Raw genomic sequence first — 21,896 nt, 5'->3', positions numbered from 1 at the left:
CCGCAGGTCACCTGCCGTTCACCTGGAAGGGCCGCCACAACCTCCTTCCCGCCCCCTTCATTTGTCCGCACATTCTTATGTAAGGTCCGCAGCACCATGGGGTGACAGACCCCCCGTCAGGGAGGAACACCATGCACAGACGCACCCGCCTCACCGCCGCGCTCACCGTCCTCGTCTCCGGACTGGCGGCGGCCACGGCGACCGCCGCCACCGCCCCGCTGCCCGGCAACCACACCGTCGCGCCGGTGTACGCCAAGGCGGAGACGCCGGCTCTCTTCGACGACGACGAGGGCGGCAACTCCAACGCCGACGACCCCGCGATCTGGTACGACGCCGCCCACCCCGGGTCCAGCCTCGTCCTGGGCACGGCCAAGGAGGGCGGCCTCGACGTCCACCGTCTCGACGGCACGCGGCTCGAGACCCTGCCCGCCCCCGCGGCGCCCGCCGCCGGATCGGCACCCGGCCGCTTCAACAACGTGGACGTGCTCACCGGTCTGCGCTTCCCCGACGGCCGGCGCTCGGACGTCGCCGTGGTCACCGACCGCGGACGCGACCGCATCCGCTTCTACCGGATCGACGGCTCCCGGCCGTCGGCGCCGCTGACCGACGTCACCGACGCGGCGGTCCCGCGCGCCTTCGCCGCCACCGAAGCCGAGGTCGACGACCAGTACACGGCGTACGGCACCGCGGCCTGGCGCGACCGGCGCACCGGCCGCTCGTACGTGCTCGCCAGCCGCCGCCACAGCCCCGACGTGGGACTGTTCGAGGTGCGCGTCACCGCGGCCGGCACCCTCACCTACGACAAGGTCCGTACCCTCACCCTGCCGAGCACCTTCCGCACGCCCGGCGGCTCCTGGAGCCCGTGCGAGAAGCCGGGCAGCGGGCCGCAGGCCGAAGGCATCACCGTGGACGCCGGCCGGGGGGTCGCCTACATCGGCCAGGAGGACGTCGGGATCTGGAAGGTGTCCGCGGACCTCGCCGCCGCGCCGCGACTGGTCGACCGGACCGAGCAGTTCGGCGTGCCGGCCGAGTACGACCCGGCGAGCGAGGAGTGCGTGGCCGGCGACGACCCGGGGTACGGCGGCCACCACCTCGTCGCGGACACCGAGGGACTCACCCTCTTTCGCGCACCCTCCGGCCGGCAGTACCTGATCGCCTCCAGCCAGGGTGACTACACCTACTCCCTCTACGACACCTCCGACGACCGCTGGGCCGGCGCGTTCCGCGTCGCCCCGGGCGCGACGGTCGACGGCTCGGAGGAGACGGACGGCATCGCCGCCACCGGCCGAGCACTGGGCACCGCCTTCCCGCACGGTCTGTTCGTCGCCCAGGACGGTTACAATGCACCGGCCGCGGGCGGCGACGACGGGGGCCGCACCGACACCGACTACAAGCTCGTCGACCTCGCCGACGTCCTGCGCGCCGCCGGGGTGCGCTGACCCCTGCTCCGCTCCGGCGCGGAGCGCTCCGTGCGATTCGCGGGGAGACGGCGCCCCCCCTGCGCGTCTCCCCGGCCGCTCCGCGGGCCCGCGATCCGCGCAGAGTGCGCCACGCGCCCGCGCCGGAGCCGGAGCCGGAGCCCCTACCGGACCCGATGCCGGTGCCGGGGCCCCTGCCGGGCCCGATGCCGGTGCCGGGGCCGTGTCCGGACCGTTGCCGGCGCGGGTGCGGATCCGGTGTGGGTGCCCGTGCGCCGCCGTTGCCCGACACGCCCGTCGTGAAAGAGGCCTCCGTGACCCTGACCGTCGCCCTGTGCGTCACCGCCGTCGCCTTCGTCTTCGTCTGCGGAGCCAACGACGGCGGCGCGCTGCTGGAGCTGGCCGTACGGCACCGCAGCCGCTCGGCGGGTCTGGCGCTGGCGCTGCTGACCCTGGCCGTCGGTCTGGGCCCGCATCTCTTCGGCCTGGCCGTCGCCCGCACCTTCACCGGCCGCCTCGGCCAGGGGCCGCCCGCCACCGCGCAGTCGGTCTTCCTCGCGGGCGCCGCGGCCTCCGTGGCCCTCGTCGTGGTGCTGACCTGGCGGGGTGTGGCCACGTCGCTGACCCTGGCGGTGCTGGGTGCGCTGGCGGGGGCCGGTCTCGCCCTGGGGGTGCGGCCCTCCTGGGGGCACCTGGCCCTGGTGCTGACCGTCGGTGCCGCTGCACCGCTGGTGGGGGTGGCGGCCGGCTGGCTCATCGGCCGCACCGTGCGCCGGATCCCCGCGGTGCGCGGCATGCCCCGCCTGGTGCGCGCTGTGCAACTGGCCGCTTTCGGAACACAGTGCCTGGCCTACGCCGCCAACGACGGGCAGAAGATGTTCGCGGTGGTCGCCGTGACCTTCGCGGGAGACACGCTGCTCCCCCGGCCCTGGGAGACCGGCGACGCCCTGGTGGCGGTGGTCTTCGCCCTGGGTGCCCTGGTGGGGGCGCGCAGGATCGCGCGCGGCGCGGCCGGCCGGCTGCTCTCCGCCCGGCCGTGGCAGGTGATGTCGGCCGAACTCGCCTCCTCCGCCGCGGTGTTGTCCACTGTGGGGCTCGGCATGCCGGTCAGCATGACCCAGTCCCTGGCCGGCGGCCTGATCGGCACGGGTGCCAGCGAGGGCAGCCGACGGGTGCGCTGGCAGTTCACCGTTCCCCTGCTGACCGCCTGGCTGGTGACCCTGCCGGCCGGTTTCGCCGCCGGTTCATTGGCCGGCCTTCTCGTGAAGGGACTCACCTCTTGGTAGCCGCTGCCGTCCGCCGCATTCTCGGTGACCTCACCGGACATTCGCACCGCACAACCGTCGCCCTCCTGACCGAGCAGCTGAACGCGACGGTCAAGGGCGTCGACCTCGCCGCCGACCTCGCGGCCGGACACCTCAGCCCGGCCGACGCACGCACGGCCATGGGCGCGGTCGAGCACGAGGGCGACAGCCACCGGGCCGCGCTGGTCGCCGAGTTGTCCGCGTCGCTGACCACTCCGATCGACCGGGAGGACCTCTACCGCTTCTCCCGCTCCGTCGACGACGTGCTCGACAACCTGCGCGACCTCGTCCGCGAGACCGACCTGTTCGGCATGCCCGGCGACCCGGCCGACCTGACGGCCCTGGACGCGGTGCGCGAGGGACTCGTCGCGCTGCGCGACGCGGTCGCCGTGCTGCCGGACGACCCGCGCCGGGTGCAGGACGGAGCCCTGGCCGCCCGCAAGGCCGCGGGCCGGGTGCGGCGCGAGTACCAGACCGCCGTCGCCGCCCTGTTCCGCAAGGAGCTGGGTCCCCGTTCCCTGAGCCGCCGCGAACTGCTGCGCCGCCTCGACGTGATCGGCCTGCGCCTGAACGACGCGGCGGCCGACCTGTCCGACGCGCTCCTCAAACGCGGGCACTGAGGGACGCGGTGCCGGTGAAGTACCGCACGGCAGCGCGCTCAGTGCGCGGAGACGGTCATCTCGAACGAGTAGCGCGAGGCCCGGTAGACATGACGGCCGTATTCGACCGGCCGGCCCGAACCGTCGTACGCGATGCGGGTCATGGTCAGCAACGTGGCGCCGCGGACCTCGCCGAGGAGGCCGGCCTCGGCGACCGTGGCCCGCCGGGCGCCGATGGTCTGCTCCGCGCTGCTCAGGCCGACGCCGGACTGGCGCATCAGCTGGTAGAGGCCCGCCTCGGCCAGCTCCTCCAGGGTCAGCTCGATCAGCCCTTCCGGCAGGAAGTTGTGCAGGAGCGCGATCGGCTGGTCGTCGGCGAAGCGCAGACGCTCCAGGGCCAGCACCGGTGTCCCCTCGGCCAGACGGAGCCCGGCGGCGGTCTCCCCTTCGGCGGGGACGGTTTCGACGGACAGCACCTGTGTGCGCGGCCGGCGCCCGTCGCGCTCCAGGTCCTCGTGGAGGCTGGTGAACTCGAGCTGCCGCCTTATGCGGTTGGTGACGACCTGGGTGCCCACTCCGCGCTTGCGCGCCAGCAGACCCTTGTTGACGAGGTGCTGCATGGCCTGACGCATGGTCGGGCGGGACAGGCCGAACTGGTCCGCCATGGCGATCTCGTTGTTCAGCCGCGTACCGGGCGGCAGCTCCCCGGACTCGATGAGGTCCTGCAACTGCTGGGCGAACTGGAAGTACAGAGGTACCGGACTGCTCCGGTCGATGGTGATCCTGTGTGCTAGCGGCTCCACGTCATCCTCCTGCGGACTGCTGCCGACAGGCGTCAGTATGCCTCATTGCCTCTAAGCTCCGTACGTCTTTATGTCAGCACAAACACTTGATCTGTGGCGGTTCCGGGGCTAGAAAGCAGGCGGGCCGCTCCGGCTCTCCGTCCGTCCCCCTCCGCACGAAAGGCTCCGCTCATGCGCATCGGACTCATCGGCACGGGCCGTATCGGCGCGTTCCACGCGACGACCCTGGCCGGTCTGCCGGCCGTCTCCTCCCTCGTGCTGCACGATCCCGACGAGCGGTCCGCCCGTGCGGTGGCGGACCGGGTCGGCGCGGAGTACGCGGGTGACCTCGACGCCCTGCTCGGCGCCCGGCTGGACGGCGTCGTCATCGCCGCGCCCACCGGCATCCACGCCGAACTGATCCTGGCGGCCCACCGCGCGGGGCTGCCCGCCTTCTGCGAGAAGCCGGTCGCCGGCACGCTGGAGGAGACCGACCGGGTCCTGACGGCCCTGGAGGGCGGCAAAGTCCCGTTGCAGATCGGCTTCCAGCGCCGTTTCGACGCCGGGTACCAGGCGGTGCGCGAGGCCGTCGCCGACGGCCGCCTGGGCTGGACGCACACGCTGCGGGCGTGCACGTCCGACCCGACGCCTCCTCCCGCCGGCTACATCCCCGGATCGGGCGGCATCTTCCGCGACTGCTCCGTCCACGACTACGACATCGTCCGCTGGGTGACGGGCCACGAGGTCGTCGAGGTGTACGCCACCGGCGCCAACCGCGGCGAGAGGTTCTTCTCCGACGCCGGTGACGCCGACACCGCCGTCAGCGTCCTCACCCTCGACGACGGCACCCTCGCCACGTGCACCGCCACCCGCTACAACGGCGCCGGCTACGACGTGCGCCTGGAGGTGTGCGGCTCCGCGGGCACGATGGTCGCGGGCCTCACCGACGAGACCCCGCTGGTCTCGGCGGAGGGGGCGGCCTGGCCCGCAGGCACCCCGCACCCCGGCTTCATGGAACGCTTCCTGGACGCCTACCGCGCCGAACTCACCGCCTTCACCGAGGTTGTGGCCGGTGTCCGCCCCAGTCCCTGCACCGGCCAGGACGCCCGTGCCGCCCTCGCCGTCGCGGACGCCGCCACCCGCTCGCGGGCCGAAGGGCGCCCCGTCCCGGTCCCCGCGCCCGCGCCCGCGCCGAAACCCGTCCCTGGCGGCCACCGCGGATGACCGGGAGGGCCGGGGGAAGCCGGCCGGCGAGACACCACCGGCCGGCCGGTCGCCTGCCGACGGCCCGCCGGTCGCCGGCCGTCTGCCGCCCGCCGGGCGGAATGGGACAACGAAGCCGGACCGGCGATCCACGCCGGCTTCCTCCCGACCGCGCTCGCACCGGCGCCCACCGCGCCGCACCGCAGGCGACCGTCGTCGGCCCCGGCCTCGCCCGCATCCCCGACGCCCTGCGGCGCTGGGGTACGGCGTCTCCATGAGGAAGCCGGTCGTCAGGCTCTGAGATGTGCCGCCCACCGTCCCTCGCCCCGCGCCGGGGGTGAGCTGGAGTCCAGGAGGCGGCGGAGCAGCGCCGCCGTCGCCGGTGACGCAGGGTCCGGGCCATGGCGGGGGCGGCGCTCAGCGCGACGTTCCTCGCGGCTCGGCCGAGGCGAGTCGTGCCGCCGGCGGGAGGGACTCCTGCCGGGGGCGGGCCTCCAGCGCCTGGATCGCCAGTGCGGCGAAGCGGCGGGAGGCCATGACCTGGGTGGCGGCCGAGGCGGCACGGATCCCCTTGTTGGCCATGAGGACGAGGATCAGGTCGTCCAGGACGAAGTCGGACCTGAGCCGTCCCGTCTCCTTGGCCCGCCGGGCCAGCGCGGCGACCGCGCCCACCGTGTACTCGCGGCCCGCCGCGACGTCGACGGTGTCCGGGAAACTCGAAAGGAACGCTTCCGTGAAGCCGCGGTCCTGAGCGTGCAGCTCGCAGATGCGCTCGATCACCTGGCACAGACCCCGCCACGGATCCGGCTCCGCGCACGCCTCGTCCACGATGGCGCGGCACGCGTTCAGCTGGTCGGCGAAGGCCTCCGCGACCAGCGCCTGCTTGGTCGGGAAGCGGCGGTACAGGGTGGCGGGCCCCACGCCCGCGCGCCGCGCGATCTCCCGCATCGGCACGTCCAGGCCGTCGGCGGAGAACAGCGCTCGGGCCGCTTCGAGGACGCGCGCGCGGTTGTCCCGGGCGTCGGAGCGCAGCGAGTGAGACAGATCGTCGGTCACCGCTCTCACTTTAGCCAGGCGGACGGGGGCGCCCGTTACGGTCCGAGGCGTCAGTGGGACGCGGCTCGTCCGGCTCGGGTGCCGGGCGGCTTCCGCGCGCCGCAGCCGGGGCGAGGACTGCCGGCGGGCGCTGGAGACGGACCGCGCCGGGCGGTCCGGGAACAGGGAGTTGACCTTGAAGGCGATCGAGATCCGGACGTTCGGCGGCCCCGAGGGGCTGTCCGTGGTCGAGCTGCCCGAGCCCGTGCCTGCCGCCGGGCAGGTGGTGATCGCCACCGAGGCGGTGGGCGTGGGCGGCGTCGACACCTTGATCCGGAGCGGTGCGCTGGCCTCCTACGGCTTCGCGGAGGGGCACATCCCCGGCGGCGAGGTGGCGGGCACCGTCACCGCGGTCGGTGCCGGCGTGGACGCGTCGTGGATCGGCAGGCGGGTCTGGGGTTTCACCGGTACCGGCGGAGGCTACGTCGAGCGGGCCCTCGCGCCGGCCGAGCAGGTTCTCCCCCTGCCCGCCGGTCTGTCCTCCGCTGCGGCAGTGACCCTCGGCAGTGCGGGAGCGGTGGCCCGCTTCGGGCTGCGGCACGCTCACTTCGCACCCGGCGAGAGGGTCCTCGTGCGCGGCGCGGCCGGCAGCATCGGGATCATGACCGTCCAGCTCGCGGCCCGGGCCGGCGCCGCCGCGGTGGCGGTCACGACCTCGTCGGCGGAGCGGGGCGAACGCCTGCGGCGACTCGGCGCGACCCTCGTGCTGGACCGTTCCGGCGAGAGCGGGGCAGATGTGCGGGAGAGGGCGGGGGCTTCGGACGGGGCGGGGGCTCGGGAGGGAGCGGTGACCCCGGAGGGGGCGGGGGCTCCGGAGGGAGCGGCGGACCAGGAAGATGCGGCGGGTCCGGAGGGGACAGTTGCTCAGGGGGCGGCAGCGGCTCGGGCGGCGGCAGCGGCTTCGGAGGGGTACGACGTCATCATCGACGTGGTGGCGGGCAAGGACATGCCGTCGTTCTTCGACCGGCTCAACCCCAACGGCCGCATGGTGGCCGTGGGCGCGGTCGGAGGCCGGCCGCCCGCCGACTTCGGCACGAGGATCATGACAGCGTTCCAGAAGTCGATTTCCTTCGCCGCCTTCAGCGCGGCCACGGTCCCCCAGGCCGACCTGCGTGCCGCGCGCGGCGAGTTGTTCGCCTCGGCCGCCCGCGGCGAGATCGAAGCGGTGGTGCACGAACTGTTGCCCCTGGACGAAGCCGCGCTCGCGCACCGGAAGATGGACGCCGGTGAGGTCTTCGGCAGGATCGTGCTGACGCCGTAGCCCCCGCGCGGCTCCCCCGGCCCCCAGGTCCTGTCGTCACCTTCCCGCCTGCCCCGGGGTGCCCGGCACGCCCTACCGCCGCACCGGACGAAAGCCCGGGCACGCCCACCCGGTACGAGGACTTGCGCCCGGCGCGCCGGGAGCACGCACCGGACACCGCGGGGCCGTCCTCCGGGAGACGACGAAAGGTGACGACAGGCCTGGCGCGGTGTCAGGAGCGGTGCGGCCGAGCGTGGTTGGTGGTCTCGGAAGGGGCGTGGCGCCTGGTCTCCTCAAGTCCGTCGAGCAGGACGAGCCCCAGGCGGCCGGCGAGGGCGCGGGGGAGGTGGAGCAGCTTGGACAGCAGGTCTTCGCCGGTGCGGGAACCGGGACCGGTCCGCGGGTCGGGGCCGGGGCGCAGGGCGGGGCCGGCGGGGGGCGCGCCGGGACCGCGGGCGGCCTCGGCGGCACTCTGGCCGGCGGGGGCCCGGCCGAGGCGGCGTTGCCGGTAGAGGGTCAGTGCGTAGCGCAGATGGTCGGGACGGAAGTCCGGCCAGGGCACGTCGAGGAAGACGAGTTCGGCGTCGGCGCAGTGCCACAGCAGGAGGCTCGGGAGCCGGTGGTCGCCCCCGGTGCGGACGCACAGGTCGACGTCGGGCAGCTCCGGGTGCCGCATGTACCGGGGGAAGGAGTCCTCCGTCACCTGGTCGGCCGGGACACGGCGGCGGACCAGCTCGCGTGCCGCGTCCAGGATGTCCTTCCGGCCGCCGTCGTCGAGGGCGATCGTCAGGTTGCGCCGCGTGTTGCGCCGGGTCAGCTCTTCCGCCTCCCGCAGCCGCAGGCGGATCTCCGCCGCGGGACCGGGGCCGGCGGCGCCCAGGAGACGTACGCGTACGCCCTCGTCGTGCAGGCGTTCCAGGGCTGTGCCGAGGATGTGCTGCGTGAGGAGGTGCGGCGGGCAGCCGGCGCCCTGCTCCGCGGGCGCCGCGGGCCTGTCGGCGGGGATCAGGAGAGTCAGCCATTCGATGCCCTCCTCCTCGGCGGCCTCGAACAGTGCTCCGGCGGCGTGGGCGGCGGCGAGGTCCCCGTGCGCGGCGGCCAGTCCCCGCTGCCGGGCCCAGCGGCCGTTGCCGTCCATGACGCAGGCCACATGCCGAGGGGCGTTCGTGGGCATCCACCCTCCAAGTGAACACGTTCCGTGAGTGATCGATGCTGCGAAGTGACCTACCCGGGTGGTGCTCGCGCCACCCGTTCCACGAGCGCCTCCGTGTGTGCGGCACGCGGCGCGGGGAGGGAGCCTGTCATGCCGACGCCTTGGGAGCCGTTGTCCCGGATCGCCCGTTCCCACGGGCTCACCCCTTGGGGACACGTGCTGAACGCCGCCGGCCTGCGCGGCTCCCGGCTCCGGGACGACTACACGGCGGCGGCCGGTACGGCGATGCGCCGTTTCCCCCTGTGGTACGCGCCCACCCGGCTCTTCATGCCCGCCGCCTGGCAGCCGTACCTGCTCGCCGTCGTCGCCTTCGGCCTGCACGGCGACAGCCTGGCCGACGCGCCGGTCGCCGAGCGTGACCCCGGACCGCTGTACGACTGGAACGATCAGGTGCGGCGGGGGCTGGTCACCGGCCGGGCCGGGCAGCCGTTCCTGCGGGCCTTCCTGCACACCGTGGCCGCGCGCGGGCTGCCCCACGCGGACGTGCACACCCTGCTGGCGGGCCAGGCCCAGCAGATCACCTACACCGAGTACCCGACCCAGGAGGACTACCGGCAGTACATCGAGCGCATCAACATGCCGCTCACCCGCCTGATCCATGCCGCGGTGCTGCCCGACGCCCCCCAGCCGCCCGCCCCCGCGGCCCGCGCGCACGCCGAGGCCGTCCAGCGCACGGACGACCTCGCCGACCTCGCCAAGGACCTGCGCGACGGGAAGCTCACCCTGCCGCTGGCGGATCTGGTCCGCTTCGGCGTCACCCGGACCGACCTGGAAGCCGGGCGTGACACGCCCGGGGTGCGGACCCTGCTGGCCCACGCCTGCCGCGAGGCCCGCGCCGCTCTGACCGCGGCGGAGGAGGCCTTCGCCCGGCAGGGTCCGGAGTACCAACTGCTCTACCGGCCCGGACTGGTCTTCCAGCACCAGGTGATGAACACCGTGGAACGCCGCGGCGCCTTGCTGACCCGCCACCCCGTCTCCCTCCCGCTGCGCCTCTGTGCCGGCCCGCTCCTCGACGGTCTGCTGCGCGTCCTGCACGGACGGCTGCACCTGGCCGTCTCCACGGGTACGCCGGGACGGCCGGCGGCGTAGGAGCCGGGCGCGGAGCAAGGGTCAGGCCGGATCGAGGATGTGCTGGACGGCCCGCACGGCGCCCTGGCCCCGGTGGGCGGTGGTAGGCGGTGGTGGGCCGGCGGTGCCGCAGAGACCGGCGCGGAGCAGGCCGGCGCCCTGGCGTCCGAGAACGCCCATGGCCTGGCAGGGGACCGTCAGCGTGCAGCGGCTGAGCGTCCGGACCGCCGGATCCGCGTCGTCGGCGGCCTCCTGCGCGGCGTCCAGGACCGCACGGGCCTTGCCGCAGGTGCGGGCCGGCAGGGACCGCACCGCGGGGGTGCCCCGCCCGGCTTCAGGCCGGCACGGGGGGCGCGGACCCGCAGCAGATCGGTCCCGGGAAGGGTGAGCAGACCGGGAAGCGGCCTCACCATGGCTCCGGTCCGTGGGTCTGCCCGTGGTCGTCGGAGAATTGCAGCAGCGCGAAGCGGGCGGTCTCCTTCAGGCCGTTCAGCAGGCTGGCGCCGAGGTGCGAGGCGATCGTCGTGGGCAGACCGAGCAGCCCGGCCCGGCCGGTCCGGCCGGGCTGGGCGGCGACGGCGGGAAGGACGGTGCGGCCGTCGGCGCCGGGCCAGGCGGTCCCGTCGTCCGCCGGGTGGTCCGGGCCTGGCGCGGTGGCGGGGCCCACGGCGCCGAAGCGGCGCTGGCGCTGCCGGTACAGCTCCAGGGCGTGCTGGAAGTGCGGGGCGCGGAAGTCGGGCCACAGCACGTCGAGGAAGACGAGTTCGGCGTAGGCGCAGTGCCACAGCAGGAAGTTCGAGATCCGGTGCTCGCCGCCGGTGCGCAGGAGCAGGTCGACGTCGGGCAGTTCGGGCAGGGCCATGTGCCGGGCGAAGGTGTCGGGGCTGATCCTCTCGGGCGTGACGCCCTGGGAGACCAGGGAACGCGCGGTCTCGCACAGGTCCCGGCGTCCCCCGTAGTTGAACGCCAGGGTGAGGTGCAGTGTGGTGTTCCGCCGGGTGAGTTCCTCTGCTTCGCGCAGCCGGTCCATCACGTCGACGGGGATGCGGGGGTCCTCCCAGCCCAGCAGGCGAAGGCGTACACCGCGTTGGTGCATGCGCGACACGCTCCGCTTGATCACGCGTTCGGCGAGGAAGTGCACCAGGAAGGTGACCTCTTCTTCCGGGCGTGCCCAGTTCTCGGTGGAGAAGGCGAAGAGCGTCAGCCACTCCACGCCTTCGCCCAGGGCTCCGTCCACGATCGCGTCGAAGGCGTGGTGGGCGGCCATATGGCCGTGGGTACGGTCCAGTCCGCGGTTCTGGGCCCAGCGGCCGTTGCCGTCCATGATGCAGGCGAGGTGCCTGACGGAAGCCCCGGGTGTCATTCACCCTCCACTGAACACGTAGTGCGACCAAGCGAGTTCGCAGAGTGCATGCCCAGGCGCGGGCTGCCGTATCCCTGCCACTGGGCGCACCCGGACGCTGCCGCGCACCGCCTGAACACCCCCCGCTCCCCCTGCCGCCCCGGCTCCGGCGGGCGGCGCGCCGGTCCCGTGGTCCGGGGGCGGTGCGCTCCGGCGCGCGCCGGGGCGGCGGGGGGAGGACCGCGGGTGTCAGCCGGTGAGGGCGGCGAGCGTGGCGTCGAGGTCGGTGGCCCGGGGCCGGTTGTGCGGGAGCCTGGCGAGGATCTTCGCCATGCCGCAGGTGTCGGTCACGGCGGAGAGGACCAGGCCGGCGGCCACGCCCGCGGAGAGCAGGCGGGCCCTGCGCCGGCCTCGCGCGGCCAGCAGGTCGGTCAGGATGAGCGAACCGGCGGCGAGGCGGACCTGGCGGTCCATGGCCCAGGGGGTGCGGGCGCCGGCGGGACGGTGGAGGTCGTGACCGAGTCGCTGCCAGGCGCCGGTGCCGCCGGTGAGGGTGGCGGCGGGCACGCCCTGCGCCAAGAGGCGCTGGGCGGCGGTCGCGGACCGGGCGCCGGAAGCGCACACGACGAGGAGGTCTCGGCGCTCGGCGGCCGTCCTCAGGGCGGGCAGGGCCTGCTCCAGGCGGTCGAGGGGGACGTTGTGCGCGCCGGGCAGGTGACCGGAGGCGTACTCGCCGGGCGTGCGGACGTCGATGACCGTCAGCTCCCGCAGGCGGGCGTGCGCCTCGGCGGCGCTGAGGGCGGTGGGGGCGGTGGGGGATGCCATGGGGGCTTTCCTTTGCTCTTCTGGGGTCCACCCTTTCGGTAGAATACCCGCAGGGGTATGAGGAAAGGGTGTGGCTCGTGGTGGAACTGGCGATGGCGGCCGAGGAACTGAAGACGGTGGTCAACCGGCTGCGCCGGGCGCAGGGCCAGATCGCCGGGGTGATCCGGATGATCGAGGAGGGGCGGGACTGCGAGGACGTGGTCACGCAACTGGCCGCCGCCTCCCGTGCGCTGGACAGGGCGGGTTTCGCCATCATCGCCACCGGGCTGCAGCACTGCCTGACCGATGCGGACATGGCGGCTTCGGAGGACCGGGAGCAGATGCGTGCCCGGCTGGAGAAGCTGTTCCTGTCGCTGGCCTGACGAAGCGGTGCCGCGCCGCTGCGGCGGCTGTCAGGTGAGGGCGTCGAGGAGCATGAACGCGGCCACGGCGAGGAGCAGGACGGCGAAGGTCCGCCGCAGCAGGGCGCCGGTGACCTTGGCGGCCAGACGTCTGCCGTCCCAGGCGCCGAGGATCGCGGCCCCGGTGAACGGTGCGATCACCGCCCAGTCGAGACCGGCCGTGGTGGTGCCGCGGGTGGCGAGCGAGGCCACGGAGTCGGCCGAGATGACCAGCAGACTGGTGCCGACGGCGGACGGCATCTCGAACGCCAGCACCGTGACCAGGGTGGGCACGGCGAGGAAGCCGCCGCCGACCCCGAGCAGTCCGGTCAGCGCGCCCAGCCCCGCCCCGGCACCCGCGACCCTCGCCGGCCGCACCGCCGGCGTACGCTCGGCGCTCCCCCGTACCGCCGGCGTGCGCTCGACGGTCGTCCGTGCCGCCGTCGTGCGGGCGGTGGCCGTATGTTCGGGGGCCGTCCGGGCGGGGGCCGTCCGGGCAACAGCCGCCCCTGCGGCGGTCGTTGCGGAGGTGGTCGTAGCGGGGGCGGACTTTGCGGGGGCGGTCGTCCGGGCGGGGCGGAGCATGCGCACGGCGGCGAGGGCGGCGACGAGGGCGAACGCCGCGGTCAGTACCGGCTGGGGGAGCCGTGCGGCGACGGCGCCGGCCGCAGCGGCGGGCAGGAGTCCGGCCGCCGCGAAGAGGGCGCCGGCCCTCCACCGCACGCTGCCGGTACGGGCATGGGCGTACAGGGCGCTGAGCGAGGTGGCGGCGACGATGATCAGGCTCGCGGTGGTGGCGGCGGCCGGGGTGAAGCCGAGCAGGTAGATCAGCGCGGGCACCGCCAGGACGCTGCCGCCTCCGCCGAGCGCGCCCAGCGTGAGTCCGACCACCGCGCCGGCGGCCAGGGCCGGGACCAGCGCGCTCACGCCACGACACCGCTGTTGCCGCCGCCGTCGACGACCGGCAGGCCCGCTCGGGCCCACGCGGTCATGCCACCGGTGACGTCCGTGGCGTCCACGCCCCTGGCCGCGAGTATTTCGGCGGCCCGCCGGGAGCGGCGGCCGGAGCGGCAGACGGCGACGACCGTCCTGCCCCGTACCGCTGACGGGAGACCGGTCACCGCGGCCAGGCGGCTCAGCGGCAGGTGCAGGGCGTCCGGCGCGTGACCGGCGTCCCACTCCGGCGTCTCGCGGACATCCAGCAGTACCGCCCGTCCGTCACTGGTTCGCTCGTGGGCCTGTTCCGGGGTGAGGCGGCCGGGGCCGCGGCGAAGAAACGGGAACATGGGTTGATCACTCCGTGCGGGTGGGTGGTGCGGGTGCTGGTGCTGCGGCGCGGTACATCTGCGCCTTGGGCCGTGCCTGTGGTGCCTGCGGTGGGCCGTGCCAGTGGTGGGCCGTGCCTGTGGCGCGGTCGTACTTGGGTGTCTGTGGCGGTCGTACTTGGGTGCCTGTGGCGCGGGCACGTCGTTCAGCCGGTGCTCTCCGGCGCGGGGGCGGTCAGTCCCGCCTCGGCGGCGGCGTCGAAGCCGTCGTCGATCGCGACCACGGCCCGGCCCGCCGCGTGGAGCAGCGACGCGGCGGTCGCCGCGCGCGTACCGCCGGCGCAGTGCACCCACACCACTCCGTCCGGCACGTCACCGATGCGGTGGGGCAGTGCGTGGACCGGGATGTGGACGGATCCGCCGACGGATCCGCGCGCACGCTCGGCATCGCGCCGCACGTCCAGCACCACCACCCGCTCGCCGCGCTCGCGCGCCTCGGCGAGGTCGGCGAAGCGGGCACGCGGGAAGGAGGCGAGCCGCTCGCCCGGGCGGATCCAGTCGGCCGCCTCGCCGGTGGCGGCGGCCGCCGGGCGGTCGATGCCGACCCGGACCAGCTCGCGCTGCGCCTCGGCGACCTGTTCGGGCGTCTCGGCCAGAAGGGTGACCGGTTTGCCCCAGGGCATCAGCCACGCGAGGTAGGTGGCGAGCTTGCCGTCGCCCTCGAAGTTGAGGGATCCGGCGACGTGCCCCTGCGCGAAGGCGACGCGGTTGCGCAGGTCCACCACCCACTCCCCCGCGGCCAGCCGGGAGGCGATCTCCTCGGCGTCCGCGGGCTTCGGCGCGGTGAGGTCGACCGGCGCGGGACCGGCGGCGTTGGCCGGGCTCATGTGCGCGTAGTAGGCCGGAACGTCGTCCAGTCCGCTCAGGAGTTCGGCGACGAAAGTGTCCACGTCCTGGGTCAGCACGGCATTGCCGGTGCGCTCCTCGCCGATCGTGGTCGACGCGCCCTCGGCCGGGGCGGCGGAGCAGAAGCTGCCGAAGCCGTGGGTGGGCAGCACCGCGACCTCGTCGTCCAGTTCGTCGGCGAGGCGGTGCGCGGAGGAGTGCTGGGCGCGGGCGAGTTGTCCGGTCAGCCGGGGGTCGACCAGGTCCGGGCGGCCCACGGTACCGATCAGCAGGGAACCGCCGGTGAACACCGCGACCTCTCGGCCGCCCTCCGCGAGGACGTACGACGTGTGGTGCGGGGTGTGACCGGGAGTGGCGATCGCCCGCACGGTCAGACCGTCGTCGACCGCGTACGTGTCGCCGTCGGTGACCGGTGTGCGGGTGAAGGCCACGGATGCCCGGGCCGGCACCAGATAGCGGGCCCCGGTCACGCGGGCCAGTTCCAGACCGCCGCTGACGTAGTCGTTGTGCACGTGGGTCTCGGCCACCAGGGCGATGCGCACCCCGCGCCGGGCGGCTGCGGTGATGACCTGATCTATGTCGCGCGGCGGGTCCACCACCAGCGCGGTCCCGGCACCGCCGGCCAGGTAACTGCGGTTTCCCAGGCCCTCGATCTCCAGGGTGTCGACGAAGAACACGACTGCGAATCCTCTCCTTGAAAGTACCCCCCGGGGTATCTGCGAACCACCATAACAGAGGGACAGTGGTACCCCCGGGGGTATGTGAGGGACAGGCGAGGCATCGGGCAGGGAGGTGCGTCAGGGAGGTGTCCACCGAGGACTGGAGCTGGTCGGTACCGCACCGGTGGCGCGAGCCTCGGAGAGGGAGAGGGAGAGGGAGGGGGAAGGGAGGCGGGCACGCGGGCGATGCCCTCAGCCGCAGAAGCAGCCGCAAGAAGAGGGGGCTGAGCAGCCCACCGGGAGAGAGCCGGCGCCGCGAAGAGACCGGCGCGGAGGCCGGTCAGTCCCTCAAGGCGCGTCGGTACCGGGGTACTTGAGGGCTGACCGGCGTCTCAAAGCAGGTCGGCGCAAGAAGGCAGCCCAGGAGGCCGCCGGAGTGAGCCGCACCCGGCCGTGAGGACGGTGAGCGCTCTCAGGCCCCGGGGCCCGGGGGGCGAGGTGCGAGGGCGGCGCGGGGCCGGCGTGCGGCGCCGACGTCCGGCTCAGGCTGCGGCGTAGGCGGCGAGCGAAGGCTCCAGCAGGCCGAAGGCGCTGTCCGCCTCCGCGGTGACGGTGGCCGAGATCCGGGCGTTGTCCTGACCGGTGAGGGTGAGTTCCTGGATGCGCTGGAACAGGGTGCGGTGCACGGCGCCGAGCAGGGCGGCGGCGGTGCGGGGGATGACGTCGCCGCGGGGTGCGCCGGTGGCGTCCGCCAGCGCGTCGGCCAGCGCCGCCTCCCGCAGGTCGTGCAGGTCACGCAGGCGGGCGGAGAGGGTCGGACTGCCGGCGATCATGCGGGCGAAGTCGGGGCCGGTGAACCCGGCGACCGGGTCGGCCTCGGCGACCGCGTCGGCGAAGGCACGGCGCAGGGCCGACAGGGCCGGCTCACCGGGCTGACGGCCGGTCACCGTCGCGGCCAGGGAGGCGACGAAGACGTCCTGGTGGTCCAGGGCGAGGTCCTCCTTGCGCGGGAAGTAGTTGGTCACCGTCTTCTTCGCCACCCGCGCGGCGGCGGCGATCTCGGCGATGGTGGTCCGCTCGAACCCCTGGGCGAGGAACAAGCCGGTGGCCACGTCGGAGATGAGCTGCCGGGTCTCCTGCTTCTTTGACTCCCGCAGACCGACGGGAGCAGGAGGAGGCACGACGGCTTCGGAGCGGATCGCGGCAGGAGTCATGGGTGCAATCTTACCCTCGTAGCATTTTTATGTTGACGCTCCCGAGTGAACTGGCATAAGTTTACGTCCGTCGTAAGTTTTGCCCGGGCGAAGATCGGGTGTGCCCCGTGATCCGTCCGCCCCTGAGCCCGTCCCGCCGCCGCCCCCGAACCGATGAGGAGATGCACTTTGCACATCACCGCGTCCACCGTTTCGCTCACCGTCGACGACGTCGCCGCGTCCCAGCGGTTCTTCACCACCCATCTCGGCTACGTCGAGCAGGCCGCCGCCGAGGGATTCGCCTCGCTGTCGCGCGAAGACGCCGCGGTGGACATCGTCCTGCTCGCCCGGGGCACCGAGGTCCTGCCGGCCGACCAGCGCGACCAGCACGCCTCCGGCCTGATCCTCGCCTTCACCACCACCGGCCTCGAACAGGAGGAGAAGCGGCTGCGCGCGGAGGGCGTCGAGATCGTCATGCCGCTGCGCGAGGAGCCCTGGGGCGAACGTCTCTTCCAGGTCACCGACCCCAACGGCGTGATCGTCCAGTTCGTCGAGTGGGCCGCCCCCGCCGCCGCCGAGAACACCTGACCGCCCACCGCAGCACCGCCGGGAATCTGACGGCCGTCCCCGGCACCCGCACGCTCGGCGCCACCGACTCCGTCCTCGTACGACCAGCATGGGCGGAGCCCCCTGTGAGGGGCGAGCCGGGACCCAGTCCCGCCGGTCTCAGTACGGCGTGCGGTATCCGCAGGCGGGCGCCGGGTGCGGGGACCGAGGTCGCCGGCGTGCTCAGCCGCCGGGCGTCCGCGCTCGCCGCCGGGTGCGGGGACGAGGTCAACGGGCCCGGCGCGAGGTGGTCGCACCGGTCGGCGCCCGGCCAGGGCCAAGGGCAGGCCTGCGGTCGGATCCCTCGCGCGCCGGCCGGGCCGCCGTGCCCGGTGTCGTACGGCCGGAGCGGACCGGACCGGCGGGCCGCCGACTGTACGCCGAGCGCCGCGGCCCTGGTCGCCCGCTCAGCGGGTGACCGCACTGCCCGTCCCGGCCGCGGGGGTGGGCGGAGAGTCTCCCGCGCGGCCGCCCGGAGCCCCGCGCCCGGCGCCCGGCGCCCGGCGCCCACGAAGCCTGCCGGGCCGGGCCGGACGGGGTTCGGGTCCGCCGTGGAGCCGGTCGGTCTTCGGTGAAACGACTGCGCCGTCCCGGCGGCGTACCGCACTATGACTGCGGTCGGATGATCCGTTCTGCTCCGGTGGGCTCCTGCTCCGGTGGGCTCCGTTGTGACCGGTTGCGTTCCGTGGGGATCGGTCGGGGTCCGTCGGGATCCGTCGGGCTTCCCCCGGCGGGGCGGGTCCCGCCGGCAGTCCGTGACCGAGGATCCGGGGGTGCGATGGGACGGACGTGGGGGCGGCAGGACGTCGTCCTGCTGGCGCGGTGCGCGGTCGAGGCGGTGGCTCCCGAGGAACTCTGGCTGCTGGAGACGACGGCCGCGGTGTACTTCCGGCGGCCACGGCGGGGCCGCCGGAACCGGAGGACCGACGACATGCTGGGCTTCGGCCTGGGCGAGTCGGTGTCGGCGCTGACCATGACCGCCCTGGGAACGACCCAGGCGGTCGTGACCTTCCTGGCGGCGCAGACGGTGCAGGCGGCCCGCGAGGAATCGTCGGGGGTGCTGGGCGAGTGGATCAAACGCCTGTTCGACAAGCTGCGCCCGGGTCAGCGCGGCCAGGCCGCCGAGGGCGAAGCGGGCGACGGCACGGCGGGAGGCGCCGCGGCGGGTGGTGGTGACGGGACCGCCGGGGCGGACGCGACCGGGGGCGGGGCGGCCGGCCGTCTGCCCACCGACGAAGTGGCGCTGGACCAGGCCGTGTTGCGCGAGATCTGCGATGTCGCCTACCGCGAGGCGAAGCGGCTGGGCGTGCAGCACACCCAGGCGGAGCTGATGGCGGCGGCCATCGTGGGCCGGCTCGCGATGGGCCGGCAGGTGCAGGAGTGAACCGGCGGCCCGTCGCGGCCGCCGATCCCTTCGCGGTGCCCGGTGCGCTGTGGCCGCGGTTCGTGCTGATGGCGGTCTGTGTCGTGGCGGCCGCCGCCGACCTCGCCGCCCTGCTGGCCGACGCCGTTCCGCCGAGCCCGCTCATGACGTCGCGCCGCTGCCAGGCGATGCTGTTCGCCGCTGTACGGGGACCGGACGCGAACAGCAGACTCGCCACGTTCATGGCGTACCACGACGAGTGCCTGATACCGCCCAACCCGCTGCCGGTCCCGCCGGAGCTGGCCGTCCTCGTCGTGGTCGGGGCCGGGTGCCTGCTCCTGTACGCGCTCACGCCCTATGTGATCATCCTGCGCCGCGGCCTCGTCCGGATCGACCGGATGCCGGAGCTGAGCCGGGAACTCTCCCGCCTGGCGCGGACCGCCGGCGTCCGGGTGCGGTTTCTCGCCGACCCCCTCAACCCCGGGATCGGCGGCCTCGCCTTCGGACACGTGGGGGCCCGCCGCGTCGTGCTCAACCGGGGACTGCTGGCGCTCGCCGTGACCGACCGGCCCGCGTTCCGTGCCATCGTGCTCCACGAACTCGCCCACGTCCGCGGCGGCGACCTCGACGTCAGCTACCTCACGGTGATCCTCTGGCGGGTGTTCGTGGGGGTTCTGCTGCTGCCCCTCCTGCTCCTCTTCCACGACAAGGTCGACGGCGTCGACCGGTCACCGCTGGGCGGGGCCGGTTTCTGGGGGCAGTTGATCGCCCTCGCGGCCGTGGTCCTCCTCAACCACAACGCCGTCCTGCGCGAACGGGAGCTGTTCGCCGACGTCCGCGCGGCGCACTGGAACGGCAGCGGGAAACCGCTGCTCGCGGTGCTCGCGGCCGCCGAGGCGGCGCGGGACGGCGGCGAGCGCGGGGTGAGTGACCGTCAGAAGCCGTGGGGATGGACGTGGTTGCGCCGGCTGCTCGCCTTCCATCCACTGCCCGCCGCCCGCCGCCGGGCCATCGCCGATCCCGCGGTGGCACTGGCCCCGAGCGTGTGGCAGTGCTTCGCCGTGGGTCTCACCATCGGTCTCACCTGGGCCCCGGTGCTCAAGAAGGTCTCGCTGGGCCTGGCGCACCTCGGAGTGCCCCCGGCCATGCGGTCGTTCACCCTGGAGGCCATGACGGCCCTGCCCGCGGCGGCCGTCCCCGCCGGTGCCGTGGTGGCCCTGGGTGTGTGGCGGACGCTGCTCGCACGGTACGGCCCGCGTCCGCTGCTCAGGTCCCAGCTGTTCGGTGTCGCCGCGGGCGCGGGCATGACGGCCGCGGGTCTCCTCACCGACCAGGACGCCTTCCTGGGGCCGTACATATTCCGTCTGCCGCTGCCGACGCGCATCGCGTGGTGGGGGCTGCTGACCCTGCTGAGCTGTGGGTGCGTGCTCTGGACGGCCCTGGCGGCCCTGGCGTGGCGGCCGGCGCTGCGGGGTTCCCGGTCGGCACGGATCGTGTCCCTGCTCGGTTCGTCGCTGGGCGCGACCGTGTTCGGGCTGGTGCTGTCCTGGGCGTTCAGCCTGCGGGTCGAGGTGGACACGCTGGGCCTTCCACCGGGCGAGTTCCTGCGGCGGTCGCTGCACGGCGCCGCACCCCTGCTGTCCCTCTTCCCCGGCCGCACCGTGACGGTCACGCTGCTGGCGCTGCTGGCCGCCTTCCCGCTCGCCGGTCTCGCCTCCGCCGCGGTGGTCCGCCTTCGCGGCCGGGGCGGCGGCGGGGCCGGCTGAGGGGGACCGCTGCGAGGACGGTGGTCACGGCGGCGCTACGGCCGCGGGTCACCGGCCGTTTCGTCGGGTTCGACCACGCGGAAGCGTTCCGCGACGACGAGAGTGTCGTCGTCGACGACCGGGGTGTGCCCCAGGTACTCGCTCACGCCCTCGCTCCGGAAGAACTCCTCGTGGGCCGCCCGCCATTCGGCCACGCCGGAGTAACCGCGTCCCTCGGCCAGCGCGAAGTCGTCGTCGATCTCCTTCATGGGGACGACGCGCACGTCGACGAGTTCGATCGTGACGGCAGGACGGCCTTCGGAATCGAGCACCGAGAATCGCTGACCGGGCGCCGGCACCGGCTCCCGGGCGTGCTCGTAGATCTCCAGGAGGCCCGTGAGCGCGGTCTTCCGACCGCTCACGATCGCCGCCACACCGCGGTCACGTTCCGGCCCGGGGAAGGCGAGTTCGAGGGCCGGAAGGTCGTCATGTGCCATCCGGCGAGCGTACGCAGCGCTCCCCCGTCGATCAACCTTCGGGACGCGGTCCGGCTCAGGCGAGGAGAAGGGGCACGCCCCGCCGACGCCTTCCGTGCCGGGACGCGGTTCACCGAGGGGGGCCGGTCCATGGCGCGCGAGTCGGTCACGGTCCGCCTGCCGCCGGACGCCCACCAGGTCCTGCACGCCGCGAGCGCCTCTCCTGACTGACGGCCAGGGCTGACCTGCGGTCACCGTCGGTCCGGGGCCGCCGCTGACCTGCGGTCACCGCTGGCGGGCGGTGGCCGGGAGCCGCTGTGCGCGGCGGGCATGATCTTGGTCTAGGATCCCCGGATCGTCTCACAGGGGGAGGGCCCATGGCCGAGGACAGCGCGGTCACCGGCAGCGGCGCGGAAGCCGCCGCCGATGTCGTGGAGGAGGAGGCGGTGCGGCTGGTGTACCGCCCGCAGCCCGCCGACACCCTGGTCGGCCTGCGGGTCCGGGCGCGGATCAAGCGGTGGGGGCTGGTGATCCGCAGCGTGTTCCTCGTGCTGTGGGTGGGCCAATGGCTGGTCGGCACCATCCACCGGGGCAGCGCCGACGTGGTCTCCACCGCCCTGTTCCTGTTCGTCGTCCTGGTCGTGGGCGGCTACCCCCGGCTGCAGGCCGGCCAGGTGCAGCGGCTCGTCGGATGGCAGGGCGAGTACCGCACCACCGTCTCGCCGGCCGGGATCACCGCCACGAGCGACCACAGCACGCTCATCCAGAAGTGGTCGGTCCTCCGGGGCTACCGGGAGACGCGCGGCCACTTCGTCCTGCTCAGCCGGGACCCCAACATCATGTGCCTGGAGGTCCTGCCCAAGCACGCCCTGAGCACGGCGCAGGACGTCGACCGGCTGCGGGCCCTCCTGGACCGGTACACCACCCGCGTCTGACGTGCGCGGACACGGACGTGGCCCCCGCGCCGCACCCCTGGGCCGTGCCGAGCGGGCCCCGGGGGGCGGGCGGCCTCGCCCGGGCGGGCGCGGGGCAATCAGCCGGCCGGGAGGGAACTGCCCTGGACGGCCTGGATGTCGAGTTCGACCTTGAGGGTGGTGCCGATGGCGGCGATGCCTGCCTGGAGGACCTGGTTGTAGTTCATCGCGAAGTCCTCGCGGCGCAGTTCGGTGGTGGCGCGGAAGGCGGCGCGGGTGCCGCCCCAGGGGTCGGCTCCG

The 21,896-nt window shown here is 74.2% G+C and carries 23 protein-coding genes; 11 read left to right on the top strand and 12 right to left on the bottom strand.

The features are described 5' to 3' along the window. The first annotated feature begins 131 nt into the window (after nucleotides 1-131). The 3 genes from IG64_RS19035 (at nucleotide 132) to IG64_RS19025 (ending at nucleotide 3,342) form a co-directional block, all read left to right on the top strand. The gene (locus IG64_RS19035) at nucleotides 132-1,439 is read left to right on the top strand and encodes a phytase (RefSeq protein WP_037857779.1); all 1,308 of its coding nucleotides are present in this window, start codon (nucleotides 132-134) and stop codon (nucleotides 1,437-1,439) included. A gap of 293 nt (nucleotides 1,440-1,732) precedes the next feature. Next, nucleotides 1,733-2,704 carry an inorganic phosphate transporter gene (locus IG64_RS19030; RefSeq protein WP_037857776.1) on the top strand — a complete coding sequence of 324 codons (972 nt, stop codon included), beginning with the start codon at nucleotides 1,733-1,735 and terminating at the stop codon, nucleotides 2,702-2,704. Beyond that, nucleotides 2,698-3,342 carry a DUF47 domain-containing protein gene (locus IG64_RS19025; protein WP_037857775.1) on the top strand — a complete coding sequence of 215 codons (645 nt, stop codon included), beginning with the start codon at nucleotides 2,698-2,700 and terminating at the stop codon, nucleotides 3,340-3,342. The genes IG64_RS19030 and IG64_RS19025 overlap by 7 nt, the downstream gene beginning before the upstream one ends. A 38-nt stretch (nucleotides 3,343-3,380) precedes the next feature. Here IG64_RS19025 and IG64_RS19020 read toward each other — a convergent pair whose 3' ends face one another. Beyond that, on the bottom strand, nucleotides 3,381-4,124 hold the full coding sequence (locus IG64_RS19020; RefSeq protein WP_037857773.1) for a GntR family transcriptional regulator: 744 nt from the start codon (nucleotides 4,122-4,124) through the stop codon (nucleotides 3,381-3,383). A 171-nt stretch (nucleotides 4,125-4,295) separates the two neighbouring features. Between IG64_RS19020 and IG64_RS19015 the strand changes: the two genes are divergently transcribed. After that, on the top strand, nucleotides 4,296-5,327 hold the full coding sequence (locus IG64_RS19015) for a Gfo/Idh/MocA family oxidoreductase (protein WP_037857770.1): 1,032 nt from the start codon (nucleotides 4,296-4,298) through the stop codon (nucleotides 5,325-5,327). Nucleotides 5,328-5,723: 396 nt separating this feature from the next. Here IG64_RS19015 and IG64_RS19010 read toward each other — a convergent pair whose 3' ends face one another. Next, entirely contained in the window at nucleotides 5,724-6,362 is a 639-nt protein-coding gene (locus IG64_RS19010; protein ID WP_037857768.1) for a TetR/AcrR family transcriptional regulator, read from the bottom strand. Nucleotides 6,363-6,537: 175 nt separating this feature from the next. Between IG64_RS19010 and IG64_RS38960 the strand changes: the two genes are divergently transcribed. Next, a complete protein-coding gene (locus tag IG64_RS38960) occupies nucleotides 6,538-7,662 on the top strand; it encodes a zinc-binding dehydrogenase (RefSeq protein WP_037857767.1) in 1,125 nt (374 codons plus the stop codon). A 211-nt stretch (nucleotides 7,663-7,873) separates the two neighbouring features. On the opposite strand, the gene uppS (IG64_RS19000) is transcribed toward IG64_RS38960, so the two are convergent. Next, nucleotides 7,874-8,815, bottom strand: coding sequence for a polyprenyl diphosphate synthase (gene uppS / locus IG64_RS19000; RefSeq protein ID WP_078884092.1), 942 nt, complete (start codon nucleotides 8,813-8,815; stop codon nucleotides 7,874-7,876). 129 nt (nucleotides 8,816-8,944) lie between these two features. On the opposite strand from uppS (IG64_RS19000), the gene IG64_RS37655 reads away from it, so the two are divergent. Then, entirely contained in the window at nucleotides 8,945-9,943 is a 999-nt protein-coding gene (locus IG64_RS37655; protein ID WP_078884091.1) for a squalene/phytoene synthase family protein, read from the top strand. Between the two features lie 21 nt (nucleotides 9,944-9,964). Here the strand turns inward: IG64_RS37655 and IG64_RS18990 are convergent, their stop codons facing one another. The 3 genes from IG64_RS18990 to IG64_RS18980 form a co-directional block, all read right to left on the bottom strand. Further along, the gene (locus IG64_RS18990) at nucleotides 9,965-10,234 is read right to left on the bottom strand and encodes a hypothetical protein (protein WP_037857766.1); all 270 of its coding nucleotides are present in this window, start codon (nucleotides 10,232-10,234) and stop codon (nucleotides 9,965-9,967) included. Nucleotides 10,235-10,328: 94 nt separating this feature from the next. Continuing rightward, a complete protein-coding gene (uppS, locus tag IG64_RS18985) occupies nucleotides 10,329-11,285 on the bottom strand; it encodes a polyprenyl diphosphate synthase (RefSeq protein ID WP_078884090.1) in 957 nt (318 codons plus the stop codon). Nucleotides 11,286-11,513: 228 nt separating this feature from the next. Then, the gene (locus IG64_RS18980; protein ID WP_037857765.1) at nucleotides 11,514-12,089 is read right to left on the bottom strand and encodes a rhodanese-like domain-containing protein; all 576 of its coding nucleotides are present in this window, start codon (nucleotides 12,087-12,089) and stop codon (nucleotides 11,514-11,516) included. An 80-nt stretch (nucleotides 12,090-12,169) separates the two neighbouring features. Here IG64_RS18980 and IG64_RS18975 point away from each other — a divergent pair, with 80 nt between their 5' ends. Then, the gene (locus tag IG64_RS18975; protein ID WP_037857925.1) at nucleotides 12,170-12,451 is read left to right on the top strand and encodes a metal-sensitive transcriptional regulator; all 282 of its coding nucleotides are present in this window, start codon (nucleotides 12,170-12,172) and stop codon (nucleotides 12,449-12,451) included. Nucleotides 12,452-12,481: 30 nt separating this feature from the next. Here the strand turns inward: IG64_RS18975 and IG64_RS18970 are convergent, their stop codons facing one another. From IG64_RS18970 to IG64_RS18955, 4 genes are all read right to left on the bottom strand, one after another. Continuing rightward, entirely contained in the window at nucleotides 12,482-13,396 is a 915-nt protein-coding gene (locus IG64_RS18970; protein WP_037857763.1) for a sulfite exporter TauE/SafE family protein, read from the bottom strand. Continuing rightward, nucleotides 13,393-13,755, bottom strand: coding sequence for a rhodanese-like domain-containing protein (locus IG64_RS18965; protein WP_037857761.1), 363 nt, complete (start codon nucleotides 13,753-13,755; stop codon nucleotides 13,393-13,395). Before IG64_RS18965 ends, IG64_RS18970 begins: the two co-directional genes overlap by 4 nt. A 185-nt stretch (nucleotides 13,756-13,940) precedes the next feature. After that, a complete protein-coding gene (locus tag IG64_RS18960) occupies nucleotides 13,941-15,317 on the bottom strand; it encodes an MBL fold metallo-hydrolase (protein ID WP_037857760.1) in 1,377 nt (458 codons plus the stop codon). Between the two features lie 524 nt (nucleotides 15,318-15,841). After that, the gene (locus tag IG64_RS18955) at nucleotides 15,842-16,513 is read right to left on the bottom strand and encodes a TetR/AcrR family transcriptional regulator (protein ID WP_051813079.1); all 672 of its coding nucleotides are present in this window, start codon (nucleotides 16,511-16,513) and stop codon (nucleotides 15,842-15,844) included. Between the two features lie 168 nt (nucleotides 16,514-16,681). On the opposite strand from IG64_RS18955, the gene IG64_RS18950 reads away from it, so the two are divergent. The 3 genes from IG64_RS18950 to IG64_RS18940 all read left to right on the top strand — a co-directional run bounded on the left by IG64_RS18950 (nucleotide 16,682) and on the right by IG64_RS18940 (nucleotide 20,227). After that, nucleotides 16,682-17,080: a VOC family protein gene (locus IG64_RS18950; RefSeq protein WP_037857758.1), complete on the top strand. Its 399-nt coding sequence runs from the start codon at nucleotides 16,682-16,684 to the stop codon at nucleotides 17,078-17,080. Between the two features lie 796 nt (nucleotides 17,081-17,876). Next, nucleotides 17,877-18,482 (top strand): hypothetical protein, encoded by a 606-nt coding sequence (locus IG64_RS41200; RefSeq protein ID WP_037857754.1) that lies wholly within the window; start codon nucleotides 17,877-17,879, stop codon nucleotides 18,480-18,482. Then, nucleotides 18,479-20,227: a M48 family metalloprotease gene (locus IG64_RS18940; protein ID WP_037857752.1), complete on the top strand. Its 1,749-nt coding sequence runs from the start codon at nucleotides 18,479-18,481 to the stop codon at nucleotides 20,225-20,227. The genes IG64_RS41200 and IG64_RS18940 overlap by 4 nt, the downstream gene beginning before the upstream one ends. A gap of 35 nt (nucleotides 20,228-20,262) precedes the next feature. On the opposite strand, the gene IG64_RS18935 is transcribed toward IG64_RS18940, so the two are convergent. After that, the gene (locus IG64_RS18935; protein WP_037857749.1) at nucleotides 20,263-20,703 is read right to left on the bottom strand and encodes an ASCH domain-containing protein; all 441 of its coding nucleotides are present in this window, start codon (nucleotides 20,701-20,703) and stop codon (nucleotides 20,263-20,265) included. 356 nt (nucleotides 20,704-21,059) lie between these two features. On the opposite strand from IG64_RS18935, the gene IG64_RS18930 reads away from it, so the two are divergent. After that, nucleotides 21,060-21,617, top strand: coding sequence for a YcxB family protein (locus tag IG64_RS18930; RefSeq protein WP_107474298.1), 558 nt, complete (start codon nucleotides 21,060-21,062; stop codon nucleotides 21,615-21,617). Nucleotides 21,618-21,715: 98 nt separating this feature from the next. Here IG64_RS18930 and IG64_RS18925 read toward each other — a convergent pair. After that, on the bottom strand, nucleotides 21,716-21,896 hold a 181-nt coding region (locus IG64_RS18925), incomplete at its 5' end, for a YceI family protein (RefSeq protein ID WP_037857747.1).

Source organism: Streptomyces sp. NRRL S-340 (assembly GCF_000720185.1).
Classification (GTDB): domain Bacteria; phylum Actinomycetota; class Actinomycetes; order Streptomycetales; family Streptomycetaceae; genus Streptomyces.
The sequence above is the reverse complement of the archived record's forward strand: the minus strand, read 5'-3'. Positions and strand labels throughout refer to the sequence as shown.

Bases quoted from the DNA above. Each gene is read 5' to 3' on its own strand.
- IG64_RS19035 (WP_037857779.1), top strand. From the start codon at position 132: ATGCACAGACGCACCCGCCTCACCGCCGCGCTCACCGTCCTCGTCTCC.
- IG64_RS19015 (WP_037857770.1), top strand. From the start codon at position 4,296: ATGCGCATCGGACTCATCGGCACGGGCCGTATCGGCGCGTTCCACGCG.
- uppS (WP_078884092.1), bottom strand. From the start codon at position 8,815: ATGCCCACGAACGCCCCTCGGCATGTGGCCTGCGTCATGGACGGCAAC.
- IG64_RS37655 (WP_078884091.1), top strand. From the start codon at position 8,945: ATGCCGACGCCTTGGGAGCCGTTGTCCCGGATCGCCCGTTCCCACGGG.
- uppS (WP_078884090.1), bottom strand. From the start codon at position 11,285: ATGACACCCGGGGCTTCCGTCAGGCACCTCGCCTGCATCATGGACGGC.
- IG64_RS18980 (WP_037857765.1), bottom strand. From the start codon at position 12,089: ATGGCATCCCCCACCGCCCCCACCGCCCTCAGCGCCGCCGAGGCGCAC.
- IG64_RS18965 (WP_037857761.1), bottom strand. From the start codon at position 13,755: ATGTTCCCGTTTCTTCGCCGCGGCCCCGGCCGCCTCACCCCGGAACAG.
- IG64_RS18955 (WP_051813079.1), bottom strand. From the start codon at position 16,513: ATGACTCCTGCCGCGATCCGCTCCGAAGCCGTCGTGCCTCCTCCTGCT.
- IG64_RS41200 (WP_037857754.1), top strand. From the start codon at position 17,877: ATGGGACGGACGTGGGGGCGGCAGGACGTCGTCCTGCTGGCGCGGTGC.
- IG64_RS18935 (WP_037857749.1), bottom strand. From the start codon at position 20,703: ATGGCACATGACGACCTTCCGGCCCTCGAACTCGCCTTCCCCGGGCCG.
- IG64_RS18930 (WP_107474298.1), top strand. From the start codon at position 21,060: ATGGCCGAGGACAGCGCGGTCACCGGCAGCGGCGCGGAAGCCGCCGCC.